Source organism: uncultured Azohydromonas sp. (assembly GCF_937926365.1).
Taxonomy (GTDB): Bacteria; Pseudomonadota; Gammaproteobacteria; order Burkholderiales; family Burkholderiaceae_C; genus Azohydromonas.
Window position 1 is genome coordinate 23,503 of record NZ_CALAOH010000106.1, and the last position, 15,931, is coordinate 39,433.

General features: G+C 69.7%; 16 protein-coding genes. 6 read left to right on the forward strand and 10 right to left on the reverse strand.

Going from position 1 to position 15,931, the window contains the following annotated elements; genetic code table 11:
- Positions 1-45 precede the first annotated feature (45 nt).
- Both Q0741_RS11040 and Q0741_RS11045 read left to right on the forward strand, forming a co-directional pair.
- Positions 46-1,134 (forward strand): alkene reductase, encoded by a 1,089-nt coding sequence (locus Q0741_RS11040; protein ID WP_298233251.1) that lies wholly within the window; start codon positions 46-48, stop codon positions 1,132-1,134.
- 7 nt (positions 1,135-1,141) lie between these two features.
- Entirely contained in the window at positions 1,142-2,242 is a 1,101-nt protein-coding gene (locus Q0741_RS11045; protein WP_298233252.1) for an AbrB family transcriptional regulator, read from the forward strand.
- A 25-nt stretch (positions 2,243-2,267) separates the two neighbouring features.
- Here the strand turns inward: Q0741_RS11045 and Q0741_RS11050 are convergent, their stop codons facing one another.
- Positions 2,268-2,801, reverse strand: coding sequence for an MOSC domain-containing protein (locus tag Q0741_RS11050; RefSeq protein ID WP_298233253.1), 534 nt, complete (start codon positions 2,799-2,801; stop codon positions 2,268-2,270).
- Between the two features lie 318 nt (positions 2,802-3,119).
- Between Q0741_RS11050 and Q0741_RS11055 the strand changes: the two genes are divergently transcribed.
- The 4 genes from Q0741_RS11055 to Q0741_RS11070 all read left to right on the forward strand — a co-directional run bounded on the left by Q0741_RS11055 (position 3,120) and on the right by Q0741_RS11070 (position 7,177).
- Positions 3,120-4,988 (forward strand): phosphoenolpyruvate carboxykinase (GTP), encoded by a 1,869-nt coding sequence (locus Q0741_RS11055; RefSeq protein ID WP_298233254.1) that lies wholly within the window; start codon positions 3,120-3,122, stop codon positions 4,986-4,988.
- Positions 4,989-5,096: 108 nt separating this feature from the next.
- On the forward strand, positions 5,097-5,879 hold the full coding sequence (locus Q0741_RS11060) for a UPF0149 family protein (RefSeq protein ID WP_298233255.1): 783 nt from the start codon (positions 5,097-5,099) through the stop codon (positions 5,877-5,879).
- Positions 5,880-5,888: 9 nt separating this feature from the next.
- On the forward strand, positions 5,889-6,665 hold the full coding sequence (locus Q0741_RS11065) for a metallophosphoesterase (protein WP_298233256.1): 777 nt from the start codon (positions 5,889-5,891) through the stop codon (positions 6,663-6,665).
- 89 nt (positions 6,666-6,754) lie between these two features.
- Positions 6,755-7,177: a universal stress protein gene (locus tag Q0741_RS11070; RefSeq protein ID WP_298233257.1), complete on the forward strand. Its 423-nt coding sequence runs from the start codon at positions 6,755-6,757 to the stop codon at positions 7,175-7,177.
- 166 nt (positions 7,178-7,343) lie between these two features.
- Here Q0741_RS11070 and Q0741_RS11075 read toward each other — a convergent pair whose 3' ends face one another.
- The 9 genes from Q0741_RS11075 to Q0741_RS11115 all read right to left on the reverse strand — a co-directional run bounded on the left by Q0741_RS11075 (position 7,344) and on the right by Q0741_RS11115 (position 15,738).
- The gene (locus tag Q0741_RS11075) at positions 7,344-8,405 is read right to left on the reverse strand and encodes a sulfate/molybdate ABC transporter ATP-binding protein (protein ID WP_298233258.1); all 1,062 of its coding nucleotides are present in this window, start codon (positions 8,403-8,405) and stop codon (positions 7,344-7,346) included.
- 6 nt (positions 8,406-8,411) lie between these two features.
- Positions 8,412-9,275: a sulfate ABC transporter permease subunit CysW gene (cysW, locus tag Q0741_RS11080; protein WP_298233259.1), complete on the reverse strand. Its 864-nt coding sequence runs from the start codon at positions 9,273-9,275 to the stop codon at positions 8,412-8,414.
- 11 nt (positions 9,276-9,286) lie between these two features.
- Positions 9,287-10,120: a sulfate ABC transporter permease subunit CysT gene (gene cysT, locus Q0741_RS11085; protein WP_298233260.1), complete on the reverse strand. Its 834-nt coding sequence runs from the start codon at positions 10,118-10,120 to the stop codon at positions 9,287-9,289.
- 139 nt (positions 10,121-10,259) lie between these two features.
- Complete coding sequence (locus Q0741_RS11090; RefSeq protein ID WP_298233261.1) at positions 10,260-11,279, reverse strand: sulfate ABC transporter substrate-binding protein; 1,020 nt, start codon at positions 11,277-11,279, stop codon at positions 10,260-10,262.
- A gap of 168 nt (positions 11,280-11,447) precedes the next feature.
- Positions 11,448-12,434: a sulfate/molybdate ABC transporter ATP-binding protein gene (locus Q0741_RS11095; protein WP_298233262.1), complete on the reverse strand. Its 987-nt coding sequence runs from the start codon at positions 12,432-12,434 to the stop codon at positions 11,448-11,450.
- Positions 12,435-12,498: 64 nt separating this feature from the next.
- Entirely contained in the window at positions 12,499-13,419 is a 921-nt protein-coding gene (gene cysW, locus Q0741_RS11100; RefSeq protein ID WP_298233263.1) for a sulfate ABC transporter permease subunit CysW, read from the reverse strand.
- Complete coding sequence (gene cysT / locus Q0741_RS11105) at positions 13,416-14,252, reverse strand: sulfate ABC transporter permease subunit CysT (RefSeq protein ID WP_298233264.1); 837 nt, start codon at positions 14,250-14,252, stop codon at positions 13,416-13,418. Before cysT (Q0741_RS11105) ends, cysW (Q0741_RS11100) begins: the two co-directional genes overlap by 4 nt.
- A 20-nt stretch (positions 14,253-14,272) precedes the next feature.
- Positions 14,273-15,265: a sulfate ABC transporter substrate-binding protein gene (locus Q0741_RS11110; RefSeq protein ID WP_298233265.1), complete on the reverse strand. Its 993-nt coding sequence runs from the start codon at positions 15,263-15,265 to the stop codon at positions 14,273-14,275.
- Between the two features lie 110 nt (positions 15,266-15,375).
- On the reverse strand, positions 15,376-15,738 hold the full coding sequence (locus tag Q0741_RS11115) for a thioredoxin family protein (RefSeq protein ID WP_298233266.1): 363 nt from the start codon (positions 15,736-15,738) through the stop codon (positions 15,376-15,378).
- Positions 15,739-15,931 lie beyond the last annotated feature (193 nt).

The following is a 15,931-nucleotide window of genomic DNA, read 5'->3' on the forward strand; positions in this document are numbered from 1 at the left end:
ATCGCTTAGGCTGCGAACTTTTCTCGTTCAGTACGCCCATTACCAATGCCCAGCCTGTTCGATCCCATCCGCATCGGTGACATTGCCCTGGATACCCGCATCGTCATGGCGCCGCTGACGCGCAACCGCGCGCCCGGCCAGGTGCCCAACGCGCTGATGGTCGAGTACTACGCGCAGCGCGCCCAGCCGGCCACGGGCGCCGGGCTGATCGTCACCGAGGCCAGCCCCGTCTGCGAGTTCGGCCACGGCTACCTCGATACCCCGGGCATCTACACGCCCGAGCAGGTCGCGGGCTGGAAGAAGGTGACGGACGCGGTGCATGCGCGTGGCGGGCGCATCGCGATCCAGCTCTGGCACGTGGGCCGCATCTCGCACGTGTCGCTGCTGCCGGGCGGGCAGCCGCCGGTGTCCTCCACCGCGCGCGCGGCGAACAGCAAGACCTACACCGCCAAGGGCTTCGAGCCCGTGAGCGCGCCGCGGGCCCTGGCGACGCAGGAGATCCCGGGCATCGTCGCGGCCTACCGCCACGCGGCGCGCTGCGCCATCGAGGCCGGCTTCGACGGCGTGGAGATCCATGCCGCCAACGGCTACCTGATCGAGCAGTTCCTGCGCGACAGCTGCAACGACCGTACTGATGAATATGGCGGCTCGATCGAGAACCGCACCCGGCTGCTGCGCGAGGTGGTGCAGGCGGTCACCGAGGAGATCGGCGGCGGCCGCACCGGCCTGCGCCTGAGCCCGGTGACGCCGGCCAACGACATCGGCCAGGACAGCAACCCGCAGGCGCTGTACGAAGCCGCGCTGGCGCAGCTGGCCCCGTACAACCTGGCTTTCGTGCACGTGGTTGAAGGCGCCACCGGCGGCGCGCGCGACGTGGCGCCCTTCGACTACGCCGCGCTGCGCCGCCAGACCCGGGCGGCCTGGATGGTCAACAACGGCTACGACCGCCGCATGGCCGTCGAGGTGGTCTCCAGCGGCGCGGCCGATCTGGTGGCGTTTGGAAAGCCCTTCATCGCCAACCCCGACCTGGGCCTGCGCCTGCAGCGCGGCGCGGCGCTGAACCCGCTGGACACCGCCACGCTCTACGGCGGCGGGGCGCGCGGCTACATCGACTACCCGACGCTGGCGCTCTGAGGCGGGCATGGTCGCGGTGACGCTGCCGCGCGCCGCTGCCGCGATGCCCAGGGTGCTGCTGACGCTGGCGCTGGCCGGCGTGGCGGCGCTGGTGTGCGAGCGGCTGCGCGTGCCGCTGGCCTGGACGCTGGGGCCGCTGCTGTCCACGGCGCTGGCCTGCTCCGCCGGTGCGCGGCTGGGCATGCCGACGGCGCTGCGCAACGGCGGGCAGTGGGCGATCGGCACCGCGCTGGGCCTGCATTTCACGCCGCTGGTCCTGCAGCAGTTGCTGCGGCTGGCGCCGGCGCTGCTGGCGGGCGTGCTGTGGGCGCTGCTGCTGGGCGGGCTGTTCTACCGGCTGCTGTGGCGGCGCGGCGGCGCGCCGGACCGCGCCACGGCCTTCTTCGCCGGTGCCATCGGCAGCGCCTCCGAGATGGCGGTGCTGGCCGAGCGCCACGGCGGGCGGGTGGACCGCGTCGCGGCGGCGCATTCGCTGCGCGTGCTGCTGGTGGTGTTCACGTTGCCGTGGGGGCTGCAGCTGGCGGGCTTCCATCCGCTGCAGGCGCCCGCGGGCGTGCACGCGCTCACGCCCGCGCTGCTGGCGCTGCTGTGCGTGCTGACGCTGGCCGGGGCGCTGGTGCTGCGGCGGCTGGGCACGCCCAATCCCTGGGTGCTGGGCGCGTTGCTGGTGAGCCTCGCGCTGACCGGCAGCGGGGTGATGCCCGAGGCGGTGCTGCCGCAGCCCATGACCAATGCGGCGCAGTTGCTCATCGGCGTGTCGCTGGGCACGCGCTTCACGCCGGAGTTCCTGCACGCGGCGCCGCGCTGGCTGGTCACGGTGGCACTGGGCTCGCTGGGGCTGCTGGCGGCCTCCGCCGGCTTCGCCTGGTTGCTGGCGCAGGTGACGGGCCTGCTGCCGGCGGCGCTGCTGCTGGGCAACTCGCCCGGCGGCATGGCGGAGATGTGCATCACGGCGCAAGTGCTGCAGCTGGGCGTGCCGCTGGTGACGGCCTTCCACGTCACGCGCTACGTCGCGGTGCTGGTGTTGATGGGGCCGCTGTTCACCTGGTCGGAGCGGCGCCGCCTGCGGCGCGCGGCGCGCCGCGCCAGTGCGCCGTCCGGTCGCTGAAGCGGCGCCCTGCGCCGGCCGGGGCTCAGCCGCGCCGGGCGCGGAACAGGTCGGCGATGTTCACGTCGCGCGGCCCGGGTCGCAAAGTGAAACGGTCGCCGCTGCGCAGCGTGCCGCCGATGCGCACACCCAGGTGAAAGCCGCACAGCGCCGACTGCCACATCATCCGCGCCGCGTGCTTGAAACCCAACGCGGCATCGAGCGCGGGGCCGGGCAGGTGGGGTTCGCTCACCGCCAGCTCGCAGCCGCTGTCGAAGACCAACACGTCGCCCACGCAGGCCTGGGCTTCCACCAGGCCTTTGAGCGTCAGCGCTTCGCCCAGCGCGCCGTAGGGCAGGGCTTCGCCCCATTCGGCCGCGCGGGCCTGGGCGCGCAGCGTCTGCCACAGCGGGTAGTGCTCGACGGGATAGGCGAACAGGGCGCAGGCGGGCGTGGCCGCGGGCGGCTCGCCCTCGATGCCGTAGCGCTCGACGCTGCGGGCGTCGGCCAGGGGCTGGCGGCGCGGCGCGGGCGTGCCGTCGGGAGAGAAGGTCAGGGTGTTCAGGCTCAGGAGCTGCATCGCGAGAAGTCGGGTTCCAGGGTGGGAATTGCATCACGGCATGTCGCTTGCCCGCTGCACCTTCCCCGGCGTGAAAGACCCCACGACTGCCCTCCGCTCATGCACCAAGCTTGCGCTATCCCAGGTCTTGGGCAGTTACCACGCCATTACACTGCCGCCACACTGCACGCCCGGCGGCTGGGTATCTCAAGGCCGTACCCGGGCGAAACCGCCTCTGCGATCCAGAGCGCTACGCACAGCCCGACGGTATTTGGCCTACCTTGCGACGAGGGCGAGGTTGACCCAATGCCGTCTTTCTCTCTTTAGATCGGAGTTCTCATGAACCAACCCGCCATGGAAGGCTTGCGCTTGAACGTCCCCGCTTATGTCCGCCACAACCGTCTGGTCGCCTGGGTCGCCGAGATCGCAGCCCTGACCGAAGCCCGTGACGTGTACTGGTGCGATGGCTCGCAGGAGGAGTACGACCGTCTGTGCCAGCAGCTCGTGGACGCCGGCACCATGAAGCGCCTGAACTCGGCCAAGCGCCCCAACAGCTACCTGGCCTGCAGCGACCCGAGCGACGTGGCCCGCGTCGAGGACCGCACCTTCATCTGCTCCGAAACGCAGGAAGGCGCCGGCCCGACCAACAACTGGATGGCCCCGGCCGAGATGCGCGCCCTGCTGCAGACCGGCGAGAACGCGCTGTTCCGCGGCGCCATGCGTGGCCGCACGCTGTACGTGGTGCCCTTCTCCATGGGCCCGCTGGGCTCGCCCATCAGCCAGCTGGGCGTGGAGCTCTCCGACAGCGCCTACGTGGCCGTGAACATGCGCATCATGACCCGCATGGGCAAGCGCGTGCTGGAGCTGCTGGGCGAGGATGGCGAGTTCGTGCCCTGCGTGCACACCGTGGGCGCGCCGCTGGCCGAAGGCCAGAAGGACGTGACCTGGCCCTGCAACAAGACCAAGTACATCGTCCACTATCCCGCCACGCGCGAGATCTGGTCCTACGGCTCGGGCTACGGCGGCAACGCGCTGCTGGGCAAGAAGTGCTTCGCGCTGCGTATCGCCTCCAACATGGGCCGCGACGAGGGCTGGCTGGCTGAGCACATGCTGGTGCTGGGCGTGACCGACCCGGCGGGCAAGAAGCACCACGTGGCCGCTGCTTTCCCCAGCGCTTGCGGCAAGACCAACTTCGCGATGCTGGTGCCGCCGGCGGGCTTCGAGGGCTGGAAGGTCACCACCATCGGTGACGACATCGCCTGGATCAAGCCCACCGCCGACGGCAAGCTGCGCGCGATCAACCCCGAGGCCGGCTACTTCGGCGTGGCCCCGGGCACCAACGAGAAGACCAACCCCAACTGCATGGCCTCGCTGCAGCGCGACGTGATCTTCACGAACGTCGCCCTGACCGACGACGGCGACGTGTGGTGGGAGGGCATGACCGACGAGGCCCCGGCGCACCTGATCGACTGGCAGGGCCAGGACTGGACGCCGCAGATCGCCAAGGAAACGGGCCGCAAGGCCGCGCACCCGAACGCGCGCTTCACGGTGGCCGCCACCAACAACCCGGTGCTGGACCCCGAGTGGGACAACCCCGAGGGCGTGGTCATCGACGCCTTCATCTTCGGCGGCCGCCGCTCCACCACGGTGCCGCTGGTGACCGAGGCGCGCGACTGGGTCGAGGGCGTGTACATGGCCGCCACCATGGGCAGCGAGACCACCGCCGCCGCCGCCGGCCAGCAGGGCGTGGTGCGCCGCGACCCGTTCGCGATGCTGCCCTTCGCCGGCTACCACATGGGCGCCTACTTCAAGCACTGGCTGAACCTGGGCGCCAAGCTGCAGGAGCAGGGCGCGAAGCTGCCGGGCATCTTCTGCGTCAACTGGTTCCGCAAGGGCGCCGACGGCAAGTTCACCTGGCCGGGCTACGGCGAGAACATGCGCGTGCTGCAGTGGATCCTGGGCCGCGTCGAGGGCACCGCGCCCAAGGGCGAGGAGCACCTGTTCGGCACCACGCCGCGCTACGAGGACCTGAACTGGACCGGCCTGAACTTCTCGGCCGACCAGTTCAAGAGCGTCACCAGCATCGACCGCGAGGCCTGGCTGCACGAAGTCAAGCTGCACGACGAGCTGTTCGAGCTGCTCAAGAGCCACCTGCCCGCCGAGCTGGCCGAAGCCAAGGCCCGCCTGGAGAAGCACCTGACGGCCTGACGCCCGCCAGCTCCGCTGCGTGAAGGCCCGCCCCGCGCGGGCCTTTTCTTTTTCATGGCGCCGGCCCTGCATCGGGACGGATCGGCGGCATGGCCGACAATTCCGCACATGAAACAAGACCTGACCGACCAGGAGCTCGCCGAGCTCGACGACCTGCTCGCCGCCACGCCCGCGCCGCTGCAGCCGCTGGACATCGTGATGCTCGACGGCTACCTCTGCGGCGTGCTGGTGCAGCCCGAGGTGCTGGACGAGTCGCGCTGGATGCCGCCGATCTTCGACGTCGAGCAGCGCCCGCTGCCCGAGGACGTCGATGCCCAGTGGCTGGAGCGCTGCCAGGCGCTCATCCGCCGCCGCCACGAGGCGCTCAACCGCGCCCTGGCCGAGGACGGCGGCTTCGATCCCGTGCTGCTCGATGCCGAGTCGGAAGGCGAGGACGAGGACGCCAAGGCCGAGCCCGAGGTGCCCCTGAGCGAGTACGAGCAACAGGCCATCGACGACGCCAAGGCGCTGCAGGCGTCGCTGCCCGAGGCCTCTCGCCCGCTCATGCCCTGGGTGGCCGGCTTTGAGCACGCGGTGCACAACTTCCCGGGGCTGCTGGACTCATCGGACGAGGCCGTGGACCTGACGCTGGCGCGCATCTTCCGCCACCTGCCGGTGCAGACCGACGAGGACCGCGAGATGCTGGCCACGCTGGACCAGGAGCTGCCGCTGGCCGACGTGGACGAGGCCGTGGACGACCTGATCATGGCCGTGGCCGAGCTGTGGGACCTGACCTCCGACCAGCGCTACGCCGTGCAGCAGGTGCGCCGCGACGCGCCCAAGGTCGGCCGCAACGACCCCTGCCCCTGCGGCAGCGGCAAGAAGTTCAAGCAGTGCCACGGCAAGGGCTGAGCTGAACGCATGCGCCTGCAGCTGCTGTCGGACCTGCATCTCGAAACCGAGAGCTTCACGCCCGAACCCGCGCCGGGCGCGGAGCTGCTGGTACTGGCCGGCGACATCGACAGCCGCTGGAAGGCGCTGGAGCTGTTCGCCCACTGGCCGGTACCGGTGCTGTTCGTGGCCGGCAACCACGAGTTCGACCGCCGCGACATGGACGCGGCCTGGACCGCGCTGCGCGCGCGCTGTGCCGAGCTGAAGCTGCGGTTGCTGGAGCGCGAGCGCCTCGTCTGGACCGCGGCCGACGGGCGTCGCGTGCGCTTCGTGGGCACGGTGCGCTGGAGCGACTTCGAGGTCTTCGGCGCCGCACAGCGCGTCAAGGCGCAGCGCGCGGGCGGCTACTTTGCCCGGGTGCAGCAGTCCACCCGCGGCGGCGCGCTCTTCGACACCGCGGCGGTGCGCGAGGAAGGGCTGCTGTGCAGGCAATGGCTGGAGCGGGAGCTGGCAGAGCCGGCGCAGGACCGCTGGGACGCCACGGTGGTGGTGACGCACTTCGCCCCCAGCCTGCGCAGCGCCGATCCGCGCTACGGCCGCCAGGCCAGCACCGCCAGCTTCTGCAACGCCGATGACGACCTCTTCCCAGGCGTGGACCTGTGGCTGCATGGCCACGTGCACCGCCGCCACGACTACGTCGTCGAGCACCCGGACGGCCGCCGCACGCGCGTGGTGTGCCAGGCGCGCGGCGCCGCCGACAAGGGCGAGCCCGAAGGCTTCGAGCCCCTGCGCCTGATCGAGCTCTGAGGTCTGACCGTCTTGATGTTGGACAAGGGCGGTCAGAGGGCGCGTGCGAAACTGCACACCTCTCAGCAACAAACTGGAAGGTTCACCCCATGAAGATCCTTGTTCCCGTAGACGGCAGCCCCTACACCAAGCACATGCTGGCTTACCTGGCGGAGCACGAGGAATGGCTCTCCGGCGCGCACCAGTACACCCTGCTGCACGTGGTGCCCGCGGTGCCGCCGCGCGCCGCCGCCGCGCTGGACAAGGACGTGGTCAAGGCCTACTACGAGAGCGAGGCCGAGAAGGTGTTCAAGCCCATCCGCACCTTCTTCAAGAACAAGGGCGTCGAGATCGACTACGTGAGCAAGGTGGGTCACGCTGCCGACCACATCGCCGGCCTGGCCGACAAGGGCAAGTACGACCTGCTCATCATGGGCTCCCACGGCCACAGCGCCCTGGGCAACCTGGTGATGGGCTCCGTGACCACCAAGGTCATGGCGCACTGCAAGACTCCGGTGCTGCTGGTGCGCTGAGCGCCCGCTTCCCGCGCAGGATTGCCCATGAGCGGCCCTGCGCCGCACGCGAATGCCGGCTCCGCGCCGGCATTGCTTTTTGTGCGGCTGCCGCGCTTCGTGGCCTAGGCGGGCTCAGCAGCCGGGATCTGATCCGCGAAGGTCGCCGGCCGCTGAGCGTGCCGGGTCAAATCATCGCCGCCGGATCATCCGGCGCCTCTGCCTGCTCCACGAAGCGCGTGACGCGCCGCGGCAGCAGCCAGGCCTGGGTGCCGGGCTCCAGTTTCAATTGCTCGCGCAGCGCCAGGTACTCCGCGCGCGGCAACTCCACGTCGATGTAGCTCTCGTCGTCCAGGCGCCGGAACTCCAGCCGCGTGTTGGGCCCCACCGTCAGCGCTTGCTGCAGCCGCCCGGGCAGCGCGCCCGGGCGCGGCTCGCCCAGGATCTGCAGCTCGTGTGGGCGCACGTAGGTCATCGTGACCTCGCCCTCCCGCGCCGCGCCATGGCCGGTGCGGCCGTGGAACAGGTTCACGTCGCCCAGGAACTGCAGCACGAAAGGCGTGGCCGGGTGGTCGTAGACCTCGTCCGGACGCCCGTCCTGCTCGATGCGGCCCTGGTTCATCACCACGATGCGGTCCGCCACCTCCATCGCCTCGTCCTGGTCGTGCGTGACGAAGACGCTGGTGACGTGCATCTCGTCGTGCAGCCGTCGCAGCCAGCGCCGCAGCTCCTTGCGCACCTTGGCGTCCAGCGCGCCGAAGGGTTCGTCCAGCAGCAGTACCTTGGGCTCCACCGCCAGCGCGCGCGCCAGGGCGATGCGCTGCCGCTGCCCGCCCGAGAGCTGATGCGGATAGCGCTCGGCCAGCCAGTCCAGCTGCACCAGCTTCAGCAGCTCCGTCACCTTGGCGCGGATCTGCGCCTCGCTCGGCCGCGTGGCGCGCGGGCGCACGCGCAGCCCGAAGGCGACGTTCTCGAAGATGTTCATCTGCGGGAACAGCGCGTAGTGCTGGAACACGAAGCCCACGTTGCGCTCGCGCACCGCCGTGCGCGTGGCGTCGTCGCCGTGGAACAGCACGCTGCCGCCGTCGGGCTTCTCCAGGCCCGCGATGATGCGCAGCAGGGTGGTCTTGCCCGAGCCCGACGGGCCCAGCAGCGCCACCAGCTCGCCGGAGTTGATGGTCAGGTTCAGGTTGTCGCAGACGGCCAGGCTGCCGAAGCGCTTGACGAGGTTCTTGACTTCAATGCTCATGGGACTTCACTCGCTCTGGCTGGCCTGCTTGAGCTGCGCCTTCATGCGCCGCTCGACGATGTACTTCAGTGCCAGCGTCACCAGCGCCAGCGCCGCCAGCAGCGAGGCCACGGCGAAGGCGGCGGCGAACTGGTACTCGTTGTAAAGAATCTCGATGTGCAGCGGCATGGTGTTGGTCTGGCCGCGGATGTGGCCCGACACCACGCTGACCGCGCCGAACTCGCCCATGGCGCGCGCGTTGCACAGGATCACGCCGTACAGCAGCGCCCACTTCACGTTGGGCAGCGTCACGCGGCGGAAGGTCTGCCAGCCCGAGGCGCCCAGCACCGTGGCCGCCTCCTCCTGCTCCACGCCCTGCGCCTGCATCAGCGGAATCAGCTCGCGCGCGACGAAGGGGAAGGTGATGAACAGCGTGGCCAGCACGATCGCCGGCACGGCAAAGATGATCTTGATCTCGTGCAGCTGCAGCCACGCGCCCAGCCAGCCCTGCAGTCCGAACACCAGGATGTAGATCAGGCCGGCGATCACCGGGCTGACCGAGAAGGGCAGGTCGATGAGCGTGAGCAGCACACTCTTGCCGCGGAACTCGAACTTCGCGATCGCCCACGCGGCGGCCACGCCGAACACGAGGTTCAGCGGCACCGAGATGCCCGCGGCGATCAGCGTGAGCTTGATGGCCGCGGCGGCATCGGGCTCCGTGATCGCCTCCAGGTACACCTCGAAGCCCTTCTTGAAGGCTTCGATGAACACCAGCACCAGCGGCACGAACAGGAAGAGGGTCAGGAAAGCCAGCGCCACGCCGATGAGCGTGCGCCGTACCCAGGCCGGCTCGGTGGTGGGCGCGTCGGGAAAGCTGGAGGAGGAAGACATGGGGTTGCTCATCAGCGGCCCTCCCGGCGGCGGGACCAGGCCTGCAGCGAATTGATCAGCAGCAGCATCACGAAGCTCGTCACCAGCATCACCACGGCGATGGCCGTGGCGCCGGGCACGTCGTACTGCTCCAGCTTGGAAATGATCATCAGCGGCGTAATCTCGCTGACCATGGGCAGGTTGCCGGCGATGAAGATCACGCTGCCGTACTCGCCCAGCGCGCGGGCGAAGGCCAGCGCGAAACCGGTCAGCAGCGCGGGCGCCAGGATCGGCAAGGTCACGCGGGTAAAACACTGCCAGCGCGTGGCGCCCAGCGTGGCGGCGGCTTCCTCCAGCTCTCGGCCCAGGTCCTCCAGCACCGGCTGCAGCGTGCGCACCACGAAGGGCAGCCCGATGAACAGCAGCGCCACGAACACGCCCAACGGCGTGAAACTGACCTTGAAGGGCAGGTATTGCCCGATCCATCCGTTCTCGGCGTACAGCGCCGTGAGCGTGATGCCGGCCACGGCCGTGGGCAGCGCGAAGGGCAGATCCACCAGCGCGTCCACCAGGCGCCGACCGGGGAAGTCATAGCGCACCAGCACCCAGGCGATCAGCAGGCCGAAGAAGGCGTTGACCAGCGCCGCGATGAAGGAGGCGCCGAAGGTCAGCCGGTAGGAGGCCACCACGCGCGGCGCGGCCACGGCGTCCCAGAAGGCCTCGGGCGTCATGGTCGCGGCCTTGAGGAAGGCAGCGGACAGCGGGATGAGCACCACGAGGCTGAGGTACAGCAGCGTGAAGCCCAGCGCCAGGTCGAAGCCTGGCAGCACGCTGTGGCGCTTGAGCAGGGTGCGGGAGAAAAGCATGACGAAGGCAAGGCGCAGCCGCCCGGGAGGACGGATGCGCCTTGTCGGATAGGGGAAACCGGGGATTCTGGCGCACGGGAGCAGGGCCGGCGCCGGGGGCGGGGCAGGCGGCGCGCTGTCGGCCGCCCGCCGGCGTGAATTACTTCTTGGCCACGATCTGGTCGTAGATGCCGCCGTCGTTGAAGTGCTCGGCCTGCGCCTTCTTCCAGCCGCCGAAGACCTCGTCCACCGTGAAGGTGGCGACGTTGGGGAAGTCCTTGGCATGCGCGGCCAGCAACTTGGCGTCGCGCGGACGCAGGTTGTGCTTCACGGCGATCTGCTGCGCCTCTTCCGACCAGAGGTACTTCAGGTAGGCCTCGGCCTGCTTGCGCGTGCCCTTGCGGTCCACCACCTTGTCCACCACGGCTACCGGGTTCTCCGCCAGCACGGTCCGGGCCGGATAGACGAAATCGAAGTTCTTGCCGAACTCCTCGACGATGGACTGCACCTCGCTCTCGAAGGTGCACAGCACGTCGCCGATGTTGCGCTGCGCGAAGGTGGTGGTGGCCGCGCGGCCGCCGCCGTCGAACACCGGCACGTTGGCGAAGATCTTCTGCACCAGTTCGCGCGCCTGCGCCGCGTTGCCGCCGCCCTTGATCACCGAGCCCCAGGCGCCCAGGTACGTGTAGCGGCCGTTGCCCGTGACCTTGGGGTTGGGAATGACGACGCTGACGCCGGGCTTGGCCAGGTCGGACCAGTCCTTGATGCCCTTGGGATTGCCCTTGCGCACCAGGAACATGGTCACCGAGGAGGTGGGTGCGGCATTGTTGGGCAGGCGCTTGGCCCAGTCGGCGGCGATGAGGCCCTTGTCGGCCACCACGTCGATGTCCAGCGCCTGGTTCATGGTGATGACGTCGGCGTCCAGGCCCTCGATCACCGCGCGGGCCTGCTTGCTGGAGCCGCCGTGCGACTGGTTGAGCGTGATGTCCTCGCCGGCGGTCTTCTTCCAGTAGGCGGCGAAGGCCTTGTTGTAGTCCTTGTAGAACTCGCGCGCGACGTCGTAGCTGACGTTGAGCAGCGTCACCGGCGCGGCGTGCACCAGGGTGGGCAGCGCGCCGGCGAGTGCGGCGGCCGGGGCGCCGAGGACGAGGCGGCGGCGCAGGGGATTGCGAACGGTCATGGCGGCAGGGACCCCGCGAAAACGGGATGGATTTTTTGAACGGCGGCCATGGTAGGCGAGGCCGCCGGGCCGCCCAAGGAAACGATTTTCAGAAGCTTATGCCCGTCCCGCACCCGGGCCGGGGCGCCGCCGGGCCCCGGAGTGCGCCGTGGCGCCCGGGCCGCGTCCTCAAGCCGCCTGCTGAAACCGCGCCGGACGCCGCGCTTCCAGGTGGTAGGCCCGGCCCACATCCAGCGGCTGGGCCTGGAACTCCTCGCGCGTGAGCTCCACCTCGACCGCGGCGCCGTCGGGGCGCTGGAAGCCCAGCCGCATGCGCGGGCCCATGCACAGCGCGTGCACCAGCGTCGCGGCCAGGCGGCCGGGCGCGTGCTCGGGGTGCACGGCGATCTCGTGCGAACGCACCCACAGCGGCGTGCCGCCGTCGTCCAGGCGCTGCGCGTCGCCCAGGAACTGCAGCACGAAGGGGCTCGCCGGGCGGTCGTAGAGCTCCTGCGGGTGGCCCTCCTGCTCGATGCGGCCCTTGTTCATCACCACGATGCGGTCGGCCACCTCCATGGCCTCCTCCTGGTCGTGTGTGACGAAGACGCTGGTGACGTGCATGTCCTCGTGCAGCCGGCGCAGCCAGCGGCGCAGCTCCTTGCGCACCTGCGCGTCCAGCGCGCCGAAGGGTTCGTCCAGCAGCAGCACCTGCGGCTGCACCGCCAGCGCGCGCGCCAAGGCCACGCGCTGGCGCTGGCCGCCGGAGAGCTGATTGGGGTGCCGCCCGGCCAGCGCGCTGAGCTGCACGCGCTCCAGCAGCTCGTCCACACGGCGGCGGATCTGCGCCTCAGGCAGCCGCTGCGCGCGCGGCTGCACGCGCAGCCCGAAAGCCACGTTGTCGCGCACGCTCAGGTGGTTGAACAGCGCGTAGTGCTGGAACACGAAGCCCACGCGGCGCTCCTGCACCGAGGCGTCGGTGGCGTCCTCGCCGTGCATGAACACGCGCCCGGCATCGGGCGCCTCCAGCCCGGCCATGATGCGCAACAGCGTGGTCTTGCCCGAACCCGAGGGGCCCAGCAGCGCCACCATCTCGCCGGCGGGGATGTGCAGGTCCACGTTCTCGCACACCACGGTGGGGCCGAAGCGCTTGGAAATCTGGTGCAGCTGGATGCTCATGCGGCTCTCCGGTCCTTGCTTGCGTCGTGTTCGTTCAGGGAAAGGTCATTGGGGCGAAGCCGGTTCATGCGCCGGCCTCCGCGGCCTGTTGCGCGCGCAACTCGGCCTTGACCCGGCGCTCCACCAGCGCCTTGAGCACCAGCGTCACCAGGGCCAGCCCGGCCAGCAGCGAGGCCACGGCGAAGGCGGCGGCGAACTGGTACTCGTTGTAGAGAATCTCGATGTGCAGCGGCATGGTGTTGGTCTGGCTGCGGATGTGGCCCGAGACCACGCTGACCGCGCCGAACTCGCCCATGGCGCGCGCGTTGCACAGGATCACGCCGTACAGCAGTGCCCACTTCACGTTGGGCACCGTCACGTGCCAGAAGGTTTGCCAGCCCGAGGCGCCCAGCACCAGCGCCGCTTCCTCCTGCTCCTTGCCCTGCGCCTGCATCAGCGGGATCAGCTCGCGCGCCACGAAGGGGAAGGTGACGAAGACGGTGGCCAGCACGATGCCCGGCACGGCGAAGATGATCTTCAGGTCGTGGTCCCGCAGCCAGGGGCCCAGCCAGCCCTGCAGGCCGAACACCAACACGTAGATCAGGCCGGCGATGACGGGGCTGACCGAGAAGGGCAGGTCGATGAGCGTGATCAGCACGCTCTTGCCCCGGAAGTCGAACTTGGCGATGGCCCACGCGGCGGCCACGCCGAAGACCAGGTTCAGCGGCACCGAGATCACCGCCGCCAGCAGCGTGAGCTTCACGGCCGCCAGGGCATCGGGATGCGTGATGGCGTCCAGGTACACGTCCACGCCCTTGGCGAAGGCCTGCACGAACACCGACACCAGCGGCACGAACAGGAACAGCGTGAGGAACAGCAGCGCCACGCCCGCCAGCAGGGCGTTGATCCAGCGCTGCCGGGCCTGGGCCTTTTTCCGGCGCGCCGCGGCGGGGCGGGGGAGTGCCGCGCCCAGGGGCACGGGGGAAACGGGCAGGACGGAACTCATGTCGTGGCTCCCTGGCGGCGGCGCGTCCAGGCTTGCAGGGCGTTGATGAGCAGCAGCAGCACGAAACTGGCCACCAGCATCACCACGGCGATGGCCGTGGCGCCCTGGTAGTCGTACTGCTCCAGGCGGGTGATGATCAGCAGCGGCGTGATCTCGCTGACCATGGGCAGGTTGCCGGCGATGAAGATCACGCTGCCGTACTCGCCCAGCGCGCGGGCGAAGGCCAGCGTGAAGCCGGTCAACAGCGCGGGCATCAGCACCGGCAGCACCACCTTGAAGAAGGTCTGCGCGCGCGAGGCGCCCAGCGTCGCGGCCGCCTCCTCCACGCTGCGGTCCAGGTCTTCCAGCACCGGCTGCAGCGTGCGCACCACGAAGGGCAGCCCGATGAAGACCAGCGCCACGAACACGCCCACCGGCGTGAAGGCGACCTTGAAGGGCAGGAACTGGCCGATCCAGCCGTTCTGCGCGTACAGCGCCGTCAGCGCGATGCCGGCGACGGCGGTGGGCAGCGCGAAGGGCAGATCGACCAGCGCGTCGACGATGCGCTTGCCCGGCAGTTGCTGGCGCACCAGCACCCAGGCCACCAGCAGCCCGAACACCGCGTTGACCAGCGCCGCGGCCAGCGAGGCGCCGAAGGTCAGCCGGTAGGAGGCCAGCACGCGCGGCGAGCTCACCGCGTCGATGAAGGCCTGCAGCGTCATGCCCGACGACTTGATGAAGGCTGCCGACAGCGGCAGCAGCACGATGAGGCTCAGGTACAGGAGCGTGAAGCCCAGTGCCAGGTTGAAGCCGGGCAGCACGCTGCGCTGCTTGAGCAGCAGGCGGGAGAGCATGGCGGCAGGCCCTCAGGGAGTTACTTGCGGACGAAGACGCGGTCGAAGGTGCCGCCGTCGGAGAAGTGCACCTGCTGCGCCTTGGCCCAGCCGCCGAAAGCCTCATCGATGGTGAAGAGCTTCACCTCCGGGAACTGCTTGGCGTACTTGGCCGCGACCTTCTGGTCCACCGGCCGGTAGTAGTTCTTGCCGGCGATGTCCTGGCCTTCGGGCGTGTAGAGGAACTCCAGGTAAGCCTGCGCCACGGCGCGGGTGCCCTTCTTGTCCACGACCTTGTCCACCACGGCCACCGGCGGCTCGGCCAGGATGGAGATGGACGGGGCGACGATGTCGAACTTGTCCGGACCCAGCTCCTTGAGCGCCAGCAACGCCTCGTTCTCCCAGGCCAGCAGCACGTCACCCAGGCCGCGCTCGACGAAGGTGGTGGTGGAGCCACGCGCGCCGCTGTCGAGCACCGGCACGTTGGCCAGCAGCTTGCCGACGAACTCCTGCGCCTTGGCGTCGGAGCCGTACTTCTTCTGGGCGTAGCCCCAGGCAGCGAGGTAATTCCAGCGTGCGCCGCCGGAGGTCTTGGGGTTGGGGGTGATGACGGAGACGCCGGGCTTGACCAGGTCGTCCCAGTCCTTGATCGCCTTCGGGTTGCCCTTGCGCACCAGGAACACGATGGTGGAGCGGTACGGGGCGCTGTTTTGCGGCAGGCGCTTCTGCCAGTCGGGCGGCAGCAGCTTGGCCTTGGCGGCGATCTCGTCGATGTCGTAGGCAAGGGCCAGCGTCACCACGTCGGCCTCCAGGCCGTCGATGACCGAGCGCGCCTGCTTGCCCGAGCCACCGTGCGACTGCTTGATATTGACCTTGTCGCCGGTCTTGGCCTGGTACTGCTTGGTGAAGGCGGCGTTGACGTCCTGGTACAGCTCGCGCGTGGGATCGTAGGAAACGTTGAGCAGCGCGATGTCGCGAGCGTTGGCGCCCAGGGCCGCCACGGCCAGCAGCGCGCCCAAGAACAGCGATTTCATGAGGGTCCTCCTTGGATGCATGAAGGCATCCTAGGAACGCCCCTTAGACGGACCAACGAATGTTTGCGCGCTTGCTTATGCGCAAAGAACAGCCGCGCGCGGCGAAGGTGTCAGGCGTTACTGGACATGGCACGCACGCGCGCCGGCAGGGCGGCGACGACGGCGTCGCCAACCTGCGGTTTCAGATTGCCCTCGCGCGCGGCCTGCAGCAGCCGCGCCAGCAGCCCCGGCTGGGGGGTAAGCACGCCAAAGTACAGCACCGTGTCGCCGCGGGCCACGAGCAGCGTGGGGAAGTTCTCGACGTCGATGTCCTCGACCACGTCCGCGTCGTCCTCGATGTCCACCCAGATGAAATGCTCGCCCGGCGGGGCGGCGTCGCGGGCGGCGTCGAAGACGGGCAGGTATTCCTTGCAGGTGCCGCACCAGGCGGCACACAGGCAGGCGACGAGCAGGGGTTCGGAAGCGGAGGACATGGGCTCCAAGTGTGGCAAAGGTCGCGCGGGCCCCGGGCGTGAAAAAGCGGCCCGCAGGCCGCTTTTTGATCCAGGCGAAAGCCGGGGTCGTCAGAACGGAATGTCGTCGTCCATGTCGTCGAAGCCGGTGGCCGGGCGCTGGGGCGCGGGCGCCGGGCGCTGCGGGGCCGGACGCGGTGCCGCGGCGCGCGGG